This window comes from uncultured Senegalimassilia sp., assembly GCF_902464545.1.
Lineage (GTDB): Bacteria > Actinomycetota > Coriobacteriia > Coriobacteriales > Eggerthellaceae > Senegalimassilia.
This window is the reverse complement of record NZ_CABQJR010000004.1, coordinates 77,976-94,490: the sequence shown is the minus strand read 5'-3', so window position 1 is coordinate 94,490 and position 16,515 is coordinate 77,976. Positions and strand designations below refer to the sequence as shown.

The window sequence follows — 16,515 nt, the reverse complement described above, 5'->3', positions numbered from 1 at the left end:
GTATTGACGCGGCGTCGGTTGGAGGGAAGCGGAATGAACGAGGCTGCTGGGATAGAGGCTTCGCTTGGTCTCGCATCCGAGGAGGCGCAGGCGCGCATCGCCGCGGGCGAGGCCAATGTCGATGCGGGCGTGAAAACGCGATCGGTCGGGCAGATCGTCCATGACAACGTATGCACGCTGTTCAATCTGGTGAACGCTGTCTTGGCCCTTATCGTGCTGTTCACGGGGTCGTACAAGAACATGTTGTTCATGGTGGTCATCGTATGCAACACCGTTATCGGCATCGTTCAGGAGATCCGTTCGAAGCGCATCACCGACAGGCTGTCGATCATAGCCGGCTCGAAAGCGCATGCGTTGCGCGATGGCATGGAAGCGGAGCTGCCGCTCGATGAGCTGGTGCGCGATGATGTTGTGGTATTGCGTCGCGGGGATCAAGTCCCTGCGGATACGCAGGTCGTGAGCGGCGAATGCCGGGTCAACGAAAGCCTGCTTACCGGTGAGGCCGATCTTATCCGCAAACAGCCTGGAGATGCGCTCATGAGCGGATCGTTCGTCAATTCCGGCACGGTGTACGCGCGCGTGGTCCACGTTGGCGCTGAGAACTATGCGGCGAAGATTTCCGCTGAGGCAAAGGAGCGCAAGGCCGTGCGCTCGGAGATCATGCGCTGCCTCAACGGCATCATCAAATTCGTCAGCTGCATCATGTTCCCGTTGGGAGCGTTGCTGTTCGCGCGGGATTATCTATCGGGCAACTCGGAGCTGAACAGCGCCATCCTATCAACGGTGTCTGCGCTGGTGGGCATGATTCCTGAGGGGTTGATCCTTCTCACGTCAACGGTTCTAGCCGTGGCCGTCGTGCGGTTGTCGAAAAGCCAGGTGCTCGTGCAGCAACTGTACTGTATTGAAACGCTGGCGCGCGTGGATGTGCTCTGCCTGGACAAAACGGGCACCATCACCACTGGCGACATGGAGGTTGCCTGGGTGCGGCCTGTAGAGGGCGAAGCCGCCCAGGATGCGCCCGATGCGATTGATCGGGAAGCGCGCCGCGCGTTGCGCGCCATCGCCTGCGCCGACGATGACCCCAACGAGGCATCTCGAGCGATAGCCGCATATTTCAAGGATGCAGAAGGCCGTCCCGAAACGTGTTCGCGCATGATTCCTTTCAGCTCGGACAAGAAATGGTCGGGCGCTCAGCTTTCGAATGGGTCGTGCTATGTCATGGGCGCTGCGCAGTTCGTGCTCGGCGACGCTTATGAGCGCGTCAGACTGCAGGTCGAACGGCTTGCGGCCGAAGCGCGCCTGCTGCTCATCGCTCGCGTGGAAGGATTCGATGAGTTCGGGAACATTCGGGGCGATCTTCGGCCGCTCGGGTTTGTGGGCATTCGGGATCAGATCCGCCCAACGGCGGCGGAAACCATCGCCTACTTCAAAGACCAGGGCGTGCGCGTGCTTGTGATCAGCGGCGATGATCCGCGCACCGTTTCCGGCATCGCCGAAAAGGTGGGGGTGGAAGGCTCCGATCGTTTTGTGGACGCCTCCACGTTGAAAACCGAATCCGATGTGGAACGCGCGCTAGCGTGCGACAGCGTGTTCGGCCGCGTGAAGCCTGAGCAGAAAAAGCAGTTCGTCTTGGCGCTCCAAAAGGCCGGCCACACCGTTGCCATGACCGGCGATGGCGTGAACGACACGCTGGCGCTCAAGGCTGCGGATTGCAGCGTCGCCATGGCGGCAGGCTCGGATGCCGCGCGCAACGTGGCGCAGCTGGTGCTCGTCGACAACGACTTCGCCAGCATGCCGAAGGTGGTGGCCGAAGGGCGTCGATCCATCAACAACCTGCAGCGTTCCGCATCGTTGTTCTTGGTGAAACGCTGTCGTCCATCGCTTCCGCCCTGCTGTTCATCGCTGCGCCGTGGCAATATCCCTTCCAACCTATCCAGATGACGCTCATCAGCGCATTTACCATCGGCATACCGTCGTTCGTGCTTGCACTCGAACCGAACCGAGAGCGCATCCGGGGTCGTTTCCTGGACAACGTCATCGTCAAGTCGATTCCCGGCGCTGTATGCTCGGTGTGCTGCATCCTTGCGGCGAACGTGGTGGGCTATTGCCTCATGGGCCTTGACTACGAGCAGGTGTCCACGTTGTGCGTGCTGCTGACGTCCTGGATCGGATGCAACCTGGTGATCCGCCTATCCATACCGTTCACGGCTATCCGCACGGCGCTGCTTGTCGTGGTGATCGGCGGCACCGCTGGCGCGTGCCTGCTCATGCCCGGCGTGTTCTGCATTGCACCGTTCACACCGGGCATGTGGGTGTTTCACGGCATCGTCGCGGCGTTATCCGCCGTGGCGTTCCACGCGCTCTACCTCAAGCTGGATGCGCTTCATGCGGCGCGTATCTGTGAATCTGAATAGGGTCTCCATTTCAGCGGGGGAACGGATGGCGACCTGCGCCGCTGATTCGCCCCGACGGGGGGAGGATGGCGGCCTGTCTCCTCGCGAAGGCGACGGGCGGCAGCCTGCGTCCCATCGGGGGCAAGGGCGGCAAACCGCTCGTTAGCTCCTATGCCCCCGCGTACGGTGCGGCTTCCGGCGCTATCGCCCGATGCCCTCCAGGTCCATCTCGTAAACGAACATGCGCTCGGGAAGGATCCGCGTTTCGTCGTCGGCGAAAGGCTGCTCGGCCGCACGCCTCATGCCTCGGTGCTCGTAGTATTCCCACGTGCAGTCGGTGTCGGTGAAGATGAACGCCTTCGAGGCCCCTTCAGCTGCCAGGTAACGTTGAACGTGTTTCATAAGCGTGCTTCCGATTCCCAGGCCTCTTGCTTTGCCGGATACGGCGAACAAAACCAGTTCGAAATCGGGGTTGCAGCCGCTTTGCTCAAGCAGGTCGCGGTCGGCTTGCTCCATAGCCTCAAGAAATCGCGTAAGGTCTGCGCTGCTGCCGCCCAGCTCATCAAGCTCTTTGCGCGCATCTTGCTCGATGGCCTTCCAATGCGCCTGCGTTTGCTCGTTAGGGGCGCCTGCCCTTGCCATGATCACGCCGATGGGGGAGCCGTCGACAACGGCGACTTCGGCGAAGGTGTTGCGCTTCGCGAAGTTGGCGAAATCGATGATTCCAGAGGCGATGCGTTTTCTGCCGTCGGTGTAGCTGTGCCACGTGTCGCCGAGGATGGCGCCAAGCGCCTCGATGTCCTCGTCCCGAAGCGTGCGATATTCAACGTGCTCCATAAAAACCTCAGTGCTCCTTACGAATAGTCCAATATCAGACCAACTAGTATGGTAGCGGACTATATCAAATAGGGCGGAGGAATGCTTGTAAGGCACATATTCGCCTTACAAGCATTCCTCCGCCCATGAAGGGGGTTTGGGGAAATCCAGAGAGCGTTGGCAAAAGATCGTCTCGAAGCCCGCTGCGTCTTGAAGTCCGAAATGAAGAAGACGCCGGCTTTGCAGCCGGCGTCTTCCGGGTCGCCCGGTCTTGAAAGGAGGGAGGGAGGGTCAGGGCCGGGCGCTATAGGTTGGCTGGCGACGCCGCCAGGACGCCGAGCGGATAGGGGCTACAGCGTGTACAGTGCGTACACCGAAGCGCCCATCTGGTAGAACACCACGCGCAGGCAGATGGCGCAGACCAGGCCTGCCGCCAGGCCGATGATACCCCACAGCTTCCAGTTGCCGCTCTTCTTGCCCATATAGGCCGCGGCCACCGGGATGATGGCGCATACGATGGTGACGATCGTCAGGCCGATCGACCCCGAGCCGAACGGAGTCAAGCCCGCCAAGTCGACCATGCCGTGCGTGGGATGCACCGGGTCGAAGTAGTAATCGATCTGGGTGAAGGCGCTGTTGGAAAGCGTCATGCCGATGATGTACGCAACGGTGGTGCAGGCGGCCACGATCGAGCCGGCGAAGGTGGCGGTGGCGCCCATGGGGCTCACGTCGCCGTCCTTCACGGATTCCACCACCGCCACAGTGGCCGGACCCAGGATGCAGCTTGCGCCCACGATGCTCAAGATCTCCAGGATGGAGTTCCACGCGGGGCGCGCGTCCATCATGTAGGAGTGGGCGGCAACCACATCGAACACCACGGCGATGGCGATGCCGGCGATGGCGCACCATGCGGGAACGCTGCCGCCGTCCTCGGAGCGGCGCAGGCACGCCAGGTAGACGATGGCGATGACGGCCAGCACGACGATGGCGATCAGCTCCTGGGTGATGCCGGAGGTGATGTGGCCGAAGCCGTTGAAGATGCGCTCCCAGTGCTGCAGGTGCATGAACACCGCGATACCGGATACCGCCAACAGCACGGCGGACACGATCCAGCAGGTCATCTGGCTTTTCTTGCCTTCACCCTTCAACGCCAGCAGGCTCTGGGCGCCGAACACGCCCACCGACCATGCGGCGATGGTGGTGAACAGGATAAGGGGCCATTGCAGTTCCATGTCTTACTCCTTTCCCTGCCACTCGCGATCGCGCAGGATGTAGGCCAGGTGCGGGCCGTTTCCCACGTCGGTGAGGTGATAGATGTCGTTGTCGGTGTAGGGCTCCAGCCACTCCTTGACGGTCGTGCGGTTGTGCAGCATGTCCTCGTAAGAGGTCGCCTTGTCGTGGGTGGGAGCCGGGGCCTCGAACGTGTCGATGCCCTTTTCCAAATCGCCGAAGAAACGGGCGCGGGAGCCGCATTGCGTGACGCACTGGGGCAGCTCGCCTTGGGCCGTGCGCTGTTCGCACAGCGTGCACTTCTCCACGACACGCTCCTCCTCGTTAAGGTAGCGAACGCCGTAGGGGCAGGCCATGGCGCAGAACTGGCAGCCGATGCACTTCGACTTGTCGATCTGCACGGTGCCGTCGGCGGCTACGTGGGACGCCTGCGTGGGGCACACCTCGACGCATTTGGGATGCTCGCAGTGCTGGCACTGGATGGGGATGAAGTACATCGTCACATCAGGCCACTCGCCAGACCCGCCCGTGATGGGGAAGGGGCCGATGCGCAGCGTCTTGATCCAGAAGTCGCCGGGCTGCACGCCGTTGATGGTCTTGCAGGCCGTCGAGCATGCAAGACAGCCCGTGCAACGGTTCAGGTCGGTTACGATTGCATATTTCGTCATATTAGATCACGCTCCCGGTGCCGGTGTGGGTCCAAGACTCAACCTCGGGCTCGCCCTCGACGCGGCTGCGCATGCCGGCCTTCATCCATTTGCGCAGGCGCTCGTCGGATGCATCGTGGATGCACTCCTCGCCGGTGTAGGGGTTGCAGGGCACGGGGTTGCCGAAGGGGCTGTTGTCCTTCGTGGCCTTGTAGATGACCACGGGGTAGCCGCGCATGGTGTGGCAGCCGCCCACGGTATCCTGGCCGTAGGGGTTGTTCAGGCAGTTCACGCCCACAAGCTCGAAGCCGTGCGAGGCGTACTCGAACTCAGGGAACCACCACTGATGGTTGGCGTTGGCCACCGGCAGGTTGTTGGCGAACGTGCCGCCGGAGGTGCGGGCCTTCACGGCGTAGTACAGGTCGACGACCTCGCGGATGCGGCCCCACGGGCTTTCGATCCATACCCAATCGCCCTGCTCGACGCCGATGCGCTTGGCTTCCTCGGGGTTGATCTCGACGCGCGGGACCGGCCACAGTTCGCGGCACCACGGCAGCTGCCTGTGCTCGGAATGGAAGTACACGGGCTGGCGGGAGCCGGTGGTCTGCAGGAACACGTTGTCGGGATACTTCTTGATGGCGTCTTTGTACCACTGGTTCTGGAAATAATCGTCCGAAACCTCGTCGATCTTGTCGGCTTGGTAGAGCTCGGGCATGTTCACCGGGGAGTCGGTCGCCTCGCGGTACACCGGGAAGCGGTCATCGTCGCCCTGGAAGGCCTCGATATCGGTATGCGCCCAGCGGGCATCGCCCTTGAAGCCGTTCTCCTTGAACTCCTTGCCATCGTAGAGCGTGCCCGCATCGCCTGCGTTGCAGATGTACGCTTCGCAGGTGAGGGACCAGATCTCGATAAGCGAGGAGGCGGTGGTGAAGCCGGGCTTGAGGTCCACGAGCGAGAACAGGTTGAAGCCGCCCTGCTGACGACGCCAGCCCATCTCGTGACGGCGGTAGGTGCCCCAGCGCTCGGGATGCCACTCGCGGCAGTCCATCCAACCGTGCTCGGTGAACCATTCCTTGGCCTCGGCCCAGGTGGGGCCGTTCGGGAACTTCTCGGTCTTCCAGGCGTCCACGTTGTCCTTGAGGATGCGGTCGTGGTCGGGCCACAGGTAGCTCGGGTTGCCGGCCAGCGCCTTGGTGTATTCCTCGCCGATCGACGCCGTCCACTTCTCGATGTTGCTCTGGCTGGAAACCTTGGGCTTCAGGATGTACTCTTCGGTGCTCGGCGCCGCGGAGGTGTCCTTGGTGTTCCACGGAACGCCCATGGCGCGGTACATGCCGCAGTTCCAGTCGGGGTCGTAGATGGTCTCTCCCGGAGGCTCGATGGCCTTGCAGCAGCAGCCGAACATGCCGCCGGCGCCCTGGGACACGCGGGTGGAGTCGAGCTCCATCCAGTGCTGGCAGGGGAAGATGACGTCGGCGTTGCCGTTGGTGGGCATGAACCACAGGTTGATCTCGGTGAAGAAGTCCATCTGCGCCATAGCGTTCCATGCGCGCACGGTGTTGGCCATGTTCATGACGTCGCCGGACTGGCACACGCCGCCATGGATGGCGTACAGCGTGGGCTTGACGTGCATATCGAACGGCTCGTTGTGCAGAACGTCCTTCATGACCTGGGCCTTCGTCCAATCCTGATCCTGCAGGCAGGCATCCCACACCGTGTTGGCGTCAGCCCAGCGCGCCCAGAAGCGGTTGAGCGGGAAGCGGTCGGCGTCGACCATGCCGGCCTGGCGGGTGAAGATGGACTTGGGGTTGGGATAGTACTTCGACGGGTTCATGGCGCCGCCCATGCGCTTGGCGATGATGATGGCCTCGTCGTCGGTGGGCACATGGTTGCCATAGCGCTCCGCCAGCGGCGAGTTCTCGTCGATGAGGTACTGCACGAAGTCCTGCATGTACTTCGCCACATCCTCCAGCGAGTAGTCGCGGCCATCCCAGGAGATGCGCTGCTCTTCGGGGATCTCAGAGGATTTCTGCATGTTGGAACGGCCCGGGTTGCCGTCGAACTGGCTCTTGCACGAACCGCGGTTGCCGGCGGGCTCGTCGGAGTTGCCGGTGATGCAGGACAGGATCTGCAGCGCGCGGCAGTTCTGGATGGAGTTGCCGTTCATGTCGGTTGCCAGCTGGAAGTGCACGCCGCCGTTGCCGTGGCGCGGGTCGATGCGGGTGGTGTAGTGCTTGCAGGCCTCCTCGACCTTGCTCCACTCCACGCCCGTGATTTCGGTGACCTTTTCGGGGCTGTACTGGCTGGTCATGTCATGGAAGCCGTCCCAAACGGTGCGGCACTTGTACTTTTTGCCGTCGATGAGCTCGACCTCGATCTCGCCGGGGAACAGCGCGGGCTTCTTCGGCAGGCCCTTGGGGTTGGTCGTGGCGCCCTTCTCGTTGCCCTCGTCCCAGTATTTGTCGTAGGCGGCGTCTGCGGGGTCCGCCCACGTGGACTCGTCGGGCAGCCAGCAGTCGGCAACCAGGCCGGTGAGCGGGTGCTTGATGAACGAGCCGGTGGTCGGGATCTTGGAGGTTTCGCCCTCCCATTTGCATACCTTGGAATCCCACCAGGTCAGACGCTGATTGTTCTCATCCCAAACCATGAAGCGGTCAACGGAGCCGCCTTCTTTGACGTCGGCTTCGGTGATGAGCTTGGTGCGCATGTCGATGCCGCCGTTGCCCTCCCAGCGACGCGACGTGGTCAGCCACGGCTTATCGTCGCAGTACAGGAACGTGGCGTTGGACCAGCGGCGCACCATGGTGTCGTCGTAGGCCTCGTTCTCGATGATCCAGTTGATCATGCCCAGGGCAAGCGCGCCGTCGGTGGAGGGACGGACGTTGAGCCAGCAGTCGGCTTCCTTCGAGATGGGGGTCATGCGCGGGTCGACCACGATGTGGTAGTCGGCATGGGCGCGCACGTCGGAGATGGTGCGGTTCGTGGTGTCGTAGTTGGAGTACTCCACCGCGGTGCCCCACTGCAGGTACACCTTCGGCTCGGCCTCCACCTCCATCCACGGGGAGCCCATCTCGTCGGTCATGATGCCGGCCCAGTGGCGCGGGCCCTTGCACACCTGGTACGCCAAGTGGGCGTTGGGGGTGCCGAAAAGCTGCTTCATGCCCTGGTAGGGGCCGAGCGACCATACGCGGGACGTGCCGCACATGACCACGATGGACTGTCCGCCGTACTTGTCGACGCATTCGCCGAGGCCCTTTGCCACCAGCTCGAACGCCTCGTCAAGGGTGATGCGGACCCAACCGGGGTCCTCGACGCCCTTGGGGTTGGTGCGCTTGACCGGGTAGCGCAGACGGTCGGGGTGGTAGGCAGCCTGCATGGAGGACTGCGATTTCGCGCAGCAATGGCCGCGGGATTGCGGGGCGCTCTCGTCGCCTTCGACCTTGATGGCCTTGCCGTCCATCACGGTCACCCAGACGCCGCATTCGACCTTGCCGCACGCGCGGCAGCAGGTGCGGACGTGCTTGATTTCGCCCGTGGTCGTCGTGGACGTCTCGGCAAGAGCCTTCATGGGCTCTGTGACCGAAGCGCTCACGGCGCATGCTGCGCCGGTTGCCGCAACGGTCGCGATGAAGCTGCGGCGTGACATAGTCAGCTGTGCCATGGATTCACCTTTCCTTCCTCTATCTCCTCGTTTCAGGTGGTGGCGTATCGGCGTTTCGATTGCGGTGCGGAACCCCTCTTCTCGACCTCCTCGCAATCGATCCGCCCGCCGCCGATGCGCTTTTTTGCAGCGTACGCGCCGCGTGCACGGCGCTCTTAATAGGGTTGCTATTATTTGTTTGGAGGCGGGGTGGGAAACCATGGCGGCAAGGCATCATAGGCACCTTATGATTTTCAAAGGAATGCCTGGTCAAAAAGCCGTATATGAGGTGCTGCGGATGCTTGCGGGCAGGGTGCGCCGCGTGTGTGTGGTAGAATCGGTGCCGCGCCCGAGGGGAACGGGCGCACGGCGGCGCAAGGGCCGCCTGAGAGCTTCGGAGGGGGATTCTTGAGGCTACCGCATATCACTATCGAGTATCGTGACGAAGAGGTCGCGGGCGTCGGGAAGATCTCGCCGGCCTTGGTGGCAGGATTCGGCCTGCATTGGGCCTGGGTGTTTTCCGCCATGTTCAGCGCCGGTGAGCTGTTCTCGTTTAGCATGGCCGGCATGGCCTCCATCATGGTGGTCACGTCCATGGCGTCCATGGCTTTGACGCTTCTGTGCTACTCGCTGTTCACGAGCAAGGTCCGCTGCCTGTTCCGCACCATCGCCGACAGAAGGCGCGTCCGCTTCGTGGCCGCGGCCATCACCTCGGTCGGGCTTCTATGCGTGGCGGTCGGCGCAGCTTTCGGGAACGCGCCGGTATGTGCTGCGGCGTGCGTGTTCGGCGGCGTGACGACGGGCGTGGGTTCGGCGGCGCTGCTCATGAGCTACGGCGTATCGTTCAGCGTATGCGATACCGCCGCGTCCGCTATGCAGTTCGCCTTGTCGTGTTTGGTTACCAGCGCGGCATATGCCCTGATCATGGTTGCGAACGTGAATATGCACCCGTTGGGCGTGGTGCTATGCGCGCTTACGCCCTGGGCGGAGTTGTTCTGCTTGAACGTGTCGTCGAAGCAGCTGGTGGACCGCACCGAGTTCGCATCCACCACCATGCCCGTGCATACGGGGCGCTTCTTCGCGCGCATCATGCCCAGCGCGCTGGCGTTCGGTTTTCTGTTCGGCTTCCTGGGCATGCACGCCTTCCACGGCGTGTCCGAGCTTGCCGTCGATGCATCCTCGTTCACCTGGAGCGTCATGGCCGCTGGCATCATCACGTGCGTATCGGTGGTCACGGTCATGCTGACCATGCGCCAGCGCGCTAATTACGCGTTCCGTGCGCTCAGCCCGCTTATCGCCCTGGTCGTCGTGTTGGTCGCCCATCTTCTGGCATCGGGCATCACCACGGTGGTGCATTGCCTGTTCCTGGTGGCTTATATGCTCATCGAGGGGTGTCTGTGGATCTCGTACACGGACATGTCGCAGAAGTTCCGCATCAGCCCGTTCCACGTGTATGGCGCCGGCCGTGGCATGGTCGCCGTCGGCGGGGTCGTCGCCACGTTGCTCATGCTTCCGGCCAGCCCATGGTCGGCATCTTTGATGAGCGCCGACGCCATATTGCCGGTGGCGCTTGTGCTCCTGGTGTTCGGTTCCAGCACCTATCCGCGCGATGCCGAAGTGGTGGGCGTGCTGCGACGCGGCACGTGCTGCCCGGCGTTTTTCGATCCGTTCGATCCGCACAACGAGTCGTTCAAGACCATGGAGGCTGCCCGGGTGGAGGCGGCCGACGCCGGCGACGATCGCGCGGACGCTGCCTCCGTGAGCGTTCTTGCGGATGGAGATGAGGTTTGCAGGCAGGAGGCGCCTACGGGCGCGGATGCCTCTTCCGATTCGCTCGGGCTTGCGGATGCAGTGGCGCTTCCGGATGACGCCGAGGGCTGCGAAAGCCGAACGGCAGGCGTGCTCACGCAGCAGCACGTGGCCGCTGTTCAGGCGCGGGCCTGCGACGATGCGGAGGCTCGCTCTTCCTGCGACCATGAAGAGGAGCGCGTCGGCCGCTACAAGCGCCGATGCCTGGCGCTTGCCGACATGTGCTTGCTGTCGCGCCGCGAGACCGAGGTGCTGTTCCTTTTGGCCAAGGGCTACAACACCAAGATGATTCAAGAGCAGCTGTTCATCAGCGCCGGCACGGCGAACACCCATATGCGGCACGTGTATCGCAAGCTCGATGTGCACTCTCAGCAAGACCTTATCCGCATGGTGGACTCCATGGAGGTCGAGGACGAGGACTGGTAAAAAGCGAAGGGAGGCCCGACAGCAAGCTGCCGGGCCTCCCTTCGCCGTATGATGCGTTCGACGTGCGGTTTTAGGCGAACACCGCCGTTTCCATGAGCCGGTCGTGAGCCTTCAGGCGCGCGGCCATGTTGCGCACGAGGTACCATGCATCGTTATTCTGCAGGTTGCGTCGCGCTTGCGCCTCGTCTCCCGGTGCCAGCTCGGCAAGCGCACGGTCATAGTCCGCCTCCTCAAGTTCCAGCCCCAGGTGATCGAACAGCGCGTCGAGGGCAAGGCCCTGGCGAAGCGATTCGCGCGCCTGCATCATGATGCTCATCTGAAACCGCTGGTCGTCCATGCCTTGCAATCGGGCGAATTGGGTAAGCGAAAGCCCCTGTGCGGCGGCGTTGGAGCGGATGGAGCCCATCATCTCGGCAGCGGTCCGCTCGATGAGCTCGTCGGGTATGGCGCCGCGCAGCCTGCGCCCCAGCTCGGCGTCCGCAAGCTCTTCGCGGCGGCTCTGGTCGGTTTCCCCCGAGCGCAGCTCAAGGTGGCGCCGTATGCGCTGGCGGAACTCCTCCACCGTCTTGTCCTGCTCCGACAGATGGGTTGCCACGAACTCGTCCGTCAGCTCGGGCACGATGCGCCGCCGCTTGTCCAGCACGTCGAGCGCCACGCTGTAATGGATAAGCCCCTGGTCGCCTTCCTCGTTCGTGAACTGGAACTCCTTGTGCTCCCCTGCGTCCATGCCGCACACCGCGTCCACGAACCCTTTCGGCATCAGCTCGTCGGAAACCACGATGGCAAGCCCGTCGCCGGACAGCTGCGGCTCGGGAACCCCGTTGGCCAGCGTGGACATGTTCACCTGCACCACGTCGCCGGCCTCTACGGGCCCTGAGGTCCCCTCGAAGGTTGCGAAACGGTTCATCTCGCGCATGAGCTGGGCGTTTACCATTTCCTCGGTCACTTTGGCCGCCTGCTCGCGGACGTAGACCGGTTCATAGGAGGATAGTTCGAACCCAGGATGCGTGAACACGTCCACCTCGAAGGAGGCGTCGGTTTTGGAAAGCGCATCGGCGAGGACCGGTTTGACGGGCTCGGGATTGAACAGCACGCGCAGGTTCTGGCGGCGGATCTCCGCCAGCCCGGCGCGCATGGCGGCCAAGGACGCGATGCGCGCATCGACCGTCTGCCGGCCCACCTTGGTTGCCAGGGAGTCGTAAAGCGCCTGAAGGTCGGGCTGTGCGGGCTGCTCCAGCTCGCGCGCCAGCCCCGTGAGGGCCTCGGTCGCCAGCGCGACCTTGTGGGCGCCGGTGATGGAAAACGTCATGCGCACTTTCGCGCCGTCTATGAGGGTCTTCGAGTTCACGAGTTCGATGGACATGGGGTTGCTCCTTTGCGGCGTGGCTAGCGCTCGTAGACTTGATCGGTGTTGCACAGGGTTTGCTGCAGTTTCCAGATGGTGTGCGCCTGGCTGCGTTTGACGGGCACGGGCTTCATCTGGTAGGAGTCGGTGGCTCCGGCGAACATCTCGCGTGCGAACACCTCCTCGGAGATGGTGATGGCGCCTGCCGGGCAGATCTTCTCGCAGCTGCGGCACTTCACGCAGTCGCCGGGGTAGTGCTCGACGCCGAACACGCTGCCGGGGCCCTCGTCCTCGCCGAATTTGCGCAGAGCGCCGGTAGGGCAGAACACCGCGCACATGCGGCATGACTGGCAGACGTCGGTATCGATGATGACGTGCCCCCACAAGCGCGTGCTCATCATCACATCCTCAGGGTCGCCGAAGCTTGCCAGGGCGTCGAGCAGCCGTTCGCGCCGGTCGGGCAGGAAGTGCGGCAGGGTCCCATCCGACATGACCTTGACGTAGTTCTTCGTTTTCTGCGGGCTGAACTGCTCTCCTGTCGCCTCTGCGACGGCGAACTCGGCCAACACCCCGCCCACGCGTGCGGCTTCTTTGCCCGACTGCTCGAGCGCCTGGCGTTTCGCCTTGTCGAAGGCGTTGTCGTCGTTTGCGCGCGTGATGCCGGGCAGCTTCGTGGACACGTGCACCTCCATGGGCTGCCCCCAGGCTTCAAGCAGGGCCCTTTCCGTGTCCAAGACCTTCTGCAGCATCTCCCAGCCGCATCGATGCTCGCATTCGGCGCAGCTCCCGTGGACGAGCACCGTCTTCGCGCCCTCGCTTTGCATGAGCGTGAGCACCGACTCCTCGATGCGGCCGAGGCACTCCACGCGCACCACCTTATCGGGGTCGTACAGTCCCGCGGCGGCGCTGAGCAGTGCGCCGCAGGCGATGGTGCACGTGCCTTGTGCGGCGGCCGCGGCCGCGCGGCACTGCTCGATGAGCTGCGTGTCGTTGGGGTGGTGCGCTTCCAAACAGCAGGTAGGGCACACGGTGGCGCAGGTGCCGCAGCCGATGCACAGCTCGGGTTGCACGACGAGCTGCTCTGCCTGCTCGTCGTAGCGTATGCAGCCCGAGGTGCACGCCTCGGCGCAGCGCAGGCAGTCGGCGTGACGGTTGCGCACCAGCGCGCAGCGGTCCTGATGGACGGTGATATAGGGGCTGTCCACCTTCTCGATCAACCCCAGCATGTTCGATATGCTCGGCATCTCCCTCTCCCCCTAAAGCTTTGTGGCGCAGCATGCTATATGACCTCTGAACTGCGCTTTTCTAAATCATAGAGGGTTTTTGGCGAGCAAAATCATAGGGCTGGTATTATTTGCGCTCCCGTTGCGCTCATATACTCGTGACACGTTATGGGGAAACGAAACGAGGAAAATCGAGGAGGCTGGGAACATGGCTTTGATAAGACCGTCCCTGACGCTTGTGCTCGACGTCGACGAGCGCCTGGCGTCTGAGGAAACCGTGCTGGAGCTGAAACGCTGCTACATGCACATTTGCTCGCCGCTCGTGCGCAAGCATGCGCCGCAATCGCAGAATGAGCCCGTGAGCAACACCGCCCGCGCCATCGTCAACTTCGGGCAGCGCAGCTATCTGCGTTCCGCCGACGAGGGAGCCGACGAGCTGTGGGATGACGTGGTCGAGCATTGGATCGGCAACATCTTGCATAAAACAGGTTCGAACATGAAGGCGTTCAACCGGCGCCAGCGCCTTATCGGCCTGCCCGAGGTGGTGTTCGACAAGTTCGATATCGAGCTGGGCGGCGGCGAGTTCACCGTCAGCCTGCATCCCGACTTGCTGGGGTTCGTGCCCGAGGAGCTCAACGCCGCCGTGGGTTTGGCGCGCGCGCTGCTCAACGACGGCACGTTCGCCGGGGCTTGCTGTGTGCGCATCCCGGCTGACGAGGCCTACGAGCGCCAGCGTGGCGCCGCCTGGGAAACCTGGCAGGCCGAGCACCCCGAGCCCAACGACGAGACGCCCGTCGAGCAGCCTGGCGATCAGGCGCCCAAGATCGACTACAACGACCCGGAGTGGATCGAATACGACCGCAGGATGAAAAGCTACGAGAACACCGCCGTTCCCGTGACCGATTCCGACGACCTGCCTCCCATCGAACGCGAGGAGGTCGTCGAGCCGCCCGAGCCGTTCAGCTTCGAGGTCGATTACTCGGTGTGGGGCGTGCAGTTCGCCGACGGCGCCGAGCGTCTCTTCGATTCCTCGGCGCTCGCCTTCGTGGAATAGCCGCGCGCCATGGAGGGGAGGCAGGTGCGGGAGGCGTCGGCTGGCGCACCCGAGCGCATCTTCGTGAAATGGCCCACGCCGGAAGAGGAACTTGCCGGGGTGGCGCGGCTTTTGGAGACGTTCCGCTTCCGTCGCATCGACGAGGCGAACGACTTGGCTATCGTGGTGCCGAACATGGCATGGGCGGTGCAGGCCAAGCGCGCCTGCGATGCGGCGGGCTTGAAGGCCTCCGTGCGCGCCGGGCATGTGCATCTTGCACAAGCGACGAGAAACCGCCTGGCGTTGCTGGAGACCATCGCTTATCCGGACGATGCATCGCTTGCCGCGCGGTGGGAGGCATCGGGGCGTTCGCGTTCCGAGCTTGACGAGCTGCGCGCAAGTTATGGCGGCGCGCAGGCTTCGGCGCTCATCCGTTTGGCAGACCTTCGCTCTTGTCCGGAGCTGGCTCACGGGCTGTTGCACGTGTGCGGGGACGAATCCGCCAGGCAGCTTCACGCCACGCTCATGGAGCAGCTTGAGCGGCCTACGGCCCCGCAGGGCCTGCAGGTGGCGGCCATCGTGCCCTATACGCATGTGAGCGGCATGTTCTCGCAGGCGTTTTTCGTGGGCTGCGTGGACGGGCTGGTGCCCGGCTCGCAAGGCGGCGCCGACGATCCGCGACGGGCCGGCAAGCCGACAGAGGCTGAGGAGCGGGCGTTTTCCCAGGTGAGCGAGCACGTAAGCAAGCGGTTATATTTCTCGGGCTTCGCAAAGGCCGAGGCGGGGCTTGCCCGACGCGCGAACATCCGGTTCGCGCGCACCCGCCACGAGGACGGCGTCGAGTTCGCGGTGACGCGCGTCACCCCGCTGTTCAGCCTTTTCGGGGCGGACAGGCCCTCGACGCTTGGCTCGCAAGCGCTTTTGCGCATGTACGGTCTGAACTGATCGATGGATTTGATCGCGGCGCTTTAGGCGCCGTCGCGACCCGCCGTGGTTTCGGCGGGGAGGGGATAGGAGAAGATCATGGCGGATTTCGATTTGAAGAACTTCACGTTCTCCCTGGAGGACGGAGCGTTTGATTTCGGTGGCGGCGAGGGCCCCACCACCATGGACGATGCGCCGGGCGACCCGGGCATCTTCCTTCCCAACACCGAGGGCCGTTCGGAGTTTCTGCCGCCCGACCCCGATCGCGTGCCGCAGATGCCGGCAACCGATCAAGCGGCGCCGGAATACGCCGCGCGCCCGGCGGCCGACCGCATCGACGAGCTGTTCAACAACATGAACCCGCATCGCCGCGTGCTCTACGCCGTGCTGCGCTCCCTGCCCGATCCCGTTGGCAACGACGAGATGGCCGCGGTGGTGGACGCCGCGCGCGCTCACAAGTTCTCGGTGTACTCGACATCCAACATCTGCACGATGCTCGAGACCGCCGGCGCGATCGCCCGCGTGCTCGAGGATGGCACGCCCTACAGCCGGTTCACCCCCGAGCCGAAGATCGTGGTGGAAGACGGCGTGGAGTATTGGCAGGCCCAACCTGCTCCGATGCCGTACTGGCAGATCACCGAGGAAGGGCAGGCGAAGCTCGATGCCTACCATCCCATCGAGAAGCTTGAGCGCACGTTCGCCGGCGAGCAGGAGTACCTGGTGCTGTACAAGCGCATCCTCGTCATGTGTTCGCAGGCCGACGGCGTGTCCATGAAGCAGATGTCGGCGGCGGTCGACAACGACCCGCTCGTGGCGACCGAGCCGCGCAACTACTTCGTGCAGCATTTCGTGGAGGAGCTCGAGTGCGCCGAGGCGGTCGCCTGGGACGGTAGCGCTTGGAAGATCACCGAGGTGGGCGCCCAAGCCCTTGCCGAGAACCTGTCCGATGTGGTGGACGCCTATACGGTCGAAGAGGGCGCTTCGCCGGCTCAGACCGAATCCGATGGCGTGAACTGGTAGAGGAGGATG

The 16,515-nt window shown here is 63.4% G+C and carries 12 protein-coding genes; 6 read left to right on the top strand and 6 right to left on the bottom strand.

What is annotated here, in order from left to right; genetic code table 11:
• Positions 1–33 precede the first annotated feature (33 nt).
• Both RDW26_RS02255 and RDW26_RS02250 read left to right on the top strand, forming a co-directional pair.
• Positions 34–1,941: an HAD-IC family P-type ATPase gene (locus RDW26_RS02255; protein ID WP_307982345.1), complete on the top strand. Its 1,908-nt coding sequence runs from the start codon at positions 34–36 to the stop codon at positions 1,939–1,941.
• Positions 1,938–2,414 carry a hypothetical protein gene (locus RDW26_RS02250; protein ID WP_307982344.1) on the top strand — a complete coding sequence of 159 codons (477 nt, stop codon included), beginning with the start codon at positions 1,938–1,940 and terminating at the stop codon, positions 2,412–2,414. Before RDW26_RS02255 ends, RDW26_RS02250 begins: the two co-directional genes overlap by 4 nt.
• A 180-nt stretch (positions 2,415–2,594) precedes the next feature.
• Here the strand turns inward: RDW26_RS02250 and RDW26_RS02245 are convergent, their stop codons facing one another.
• The 4 genes from RDW26_RS02245 to RDW26_RS02230 all read right to left on the bottom strand — a co-directional run bounded on the left by RDW26_RS02245 (position 2,595) and on the right by RDW26_RS02230 (position 8,747).
• The gene (locus RDW26_RS02245; RefSeq protein WP_307982343.1) at positions 2,595–3,230 is read right to left on the bottom strand and encodes a GNAT family N-acetyltransferase; all 636 of its coding nucleotides are present in this window, start codon (positions 3,228–3,230) and stop codon (positions 2,595–2,597) included.
• A 329-nt stretch (positions 3,231–3,559) separates the two neighbouring features.
• Positions 3,560–4,441, bottom strand: coding sequence for a DmsC/YnfH family molybdoenzyme membrane anchor subunit (locus RDW26_RS02240; protein ID WP_307982342.1), 882 nt, complete (start codon positions 4,439–4,441; stop codon positions 3,560–3,562).
• A gap of 3 nt (positions 4,442–4,444) precedes the next feature.
• A complete protein-coding gene (locus RDW26_RS02235) occupies positions 4,445–5,107 on the bottom strand; it encodes a 4Fe-4S dicluster domain-containing protein (RefSeq protein WP_307982341.1) in 663 nt (220 codons plus the stop codon).
• Between the two features lies 1 nt (position 5,108).
• Positions 5,109–8,747 (bottom strand): molybdopterin-dependent oxidoreductase, encoded by a 3,639-nt coding sequence (locus tag RDW26_RS02230; RefSeq protein WP_307982340.1) that lies wholly within the window; start codon positions 8,745–8,747, stop codon positions 5,109–5,111.
• Positions 8,748–9,134: 387 nt separating this feature from the next.
• Here RDW26_RS02230 and RDW26_RS02225 point away from each other — a divergent pair, with 387 nt between their 5' ends.
• On the top strand, positions 9,135–10,961 hold the full coding sequence (locus tag RDW26_RS02225) for a LuxR C-terminal-related transcriptional regulator (RefSeq protein ID WP_307982339.1): 1,827 nt from the start codon (positions 9,135–9,137) through the stop codon (positions 10,959–10,961).
• Between the two features lie 70 nt (positions 10,962–11,031).
• Here RDW26_RS02225 and RDW26_RS02220 read toward each other — a convergent pair whose 3' ends face one another.
• Both RDW26_RS02220 and RDW26_RS02215 read right to left on the bottom strand, forming a co-directional pair.
• Positions 11,032–12,324 carry a trigger factor gene (locus RDW26_RS02220; RefSeq protein ID WP_307982338.1) on the bottom strand — a complete coding sequence of 431 codons (1,293 nt, stop codon included), beginning with the start codon at positions 12,322–12,324 and terminating at the stop codon, positions 11,032–11,034.
• Between the two features lie 23 nt (positions 12,325–12,347).
• On the bottom strand, positions 12,348–13,550 hold the full coding sequence (locus RDW26_RS02215; RefSeq protein ID WP_307982337.1) for a 4Fe-4S binding protein: 1,203 nt from the start codon (positions 13,548–13,550) through the stop codon (positions 12,348–12,350).
• 187 nt (positions 13,551–13,737) lie between these two features.
• Here RDW26_RS02215 and RDW26_RS02210 point away from each other — a divergent pair, with 187 nt between their 5' ends.
• The 3 genes from RDW26_RS02210 to RDW26_RS02200 all read left to right on the top strand — a co-directional run bounded on the left by RDW26_RS02210 (position 13,738) and on the right by RDW26_RS02200 (position 16,506).
• Entirely contained in the window at positions 13,738–14,583 is an 846-nt protein-coding gene (locus RDW26_RS02210) for a hypothetical protein (RefSeq protein ID WP_307982336.1), read from the top strand.
• A gap of 9 nt (positions 14,584–14,592) precedes the next feature.
• Positions 14,593–15,507 (top strand): hypothetical protein, encoded by a 915-nt coding sequence (locus tag RDW26_RS02205; RefSeq protein ID WP_307982335.1) that lies wholly within the window; start codon positions 14,593–14,595, stop codon positions 15,505–15,507.
• 78 nt (positions 15,508–15,585) lie between these two features.
• Complete coding sequence (locus tag RDW26_RS02200) at positions 15,586–16,506, top strand: hypothetical protein (protein WP_307982334.1); 921 nt, start codon at positions 15,586–15,588, stop codon at positions 16,504–16,506.
• The last annotated feature ends 9 nt before the right edge of the window (positions 16,507–16,515 follow it).

What these genes read in the sequence shown, in the direction of transcription:
- RDW26_RS02230 (WP_307982340.1), bottom strand. Translation starts at nt 8,747, where the DNA reads ATGGCACAGCTGACTATGTCACGCCGCAGCTTCATCGCGACCGTTGCG.
- RDW26_RS02200 (WP_307982334.1), top strand. Translation starts at nt 15,586, where the DNA reads ATGGCGGATTTCGATTTGAAGAACTTCACGTTCTCCCTGGAGGACGGA.
- RDW26_RS02245 (WP_307982343.1), bottom strand. Translation starts at nt 3,230, where the DNA reads ATGGAGCACGTTGAATATCGCACGCTTCGGGACGAGGACATCGAGGCG.
- RDW26_RS02210 (WP_307982336.1), top strand. Translation starts at nt 13,738, where the DNA reads ATGGCTTTGATAAGACCGTCCCTGACGCTTGTGCTCGACGTCGACGAG.
- RDW26_RS02215 (WP_307982337.1), bottom strand. Translation starts at nt 13,550, where the DNA reads ATGCCGAGCATATCGAACATGCTGGGGTTGATCGAGAAGGTGGACAGC.
- RDW26_RS02205 (WP_307982335.1), top strand. Translation starts at nt 14,593, where the DNA reads ATGGAGGGGAGGCAGGTGCGGGAGGCGTCGGCTGGCGCACCCGAGCGC.
- RDW26_RS02235 (WP_307982341.1), bottom strand. Translation starts at nt 5,107, where the DNA reads ATGACGAAATATGCAATCGTAACCGACCTGAACCGTTGCACGGGCTGT.
- RDW26_RS02220 (WP_307982338.1), bottom strand. Translation starts at nt 12,324, where the DNA reads ATGTCCATCGAACTCGTGAACTCGAAGACCCTCATAGACGGCGCGAAA.
- RDW26_RS02250 (WP_307982344.1), top strand. Translation starts at nt 1,938, where the DNA reads ATGACGCTCATCAGCGCATTTACCATCGGCATACCGTCGTTCGTGCTT.
- RDW26_RS02255 (WP_307982345.1), top strand. Translation starts at nt 34, where the DNA reads ATGAACGAGGCTGCTGGGATAGAGGCTTCGCTTGGTCTCGCATCCGAG.
- RDW26_RS02240 (WP_307982342.1), bottom strand. Translation starts at nt 4,441, where the DNA reads ATGGAACTGCAATGGCCCCTTATCCTGTTCACCACCATCGCCGCATGG.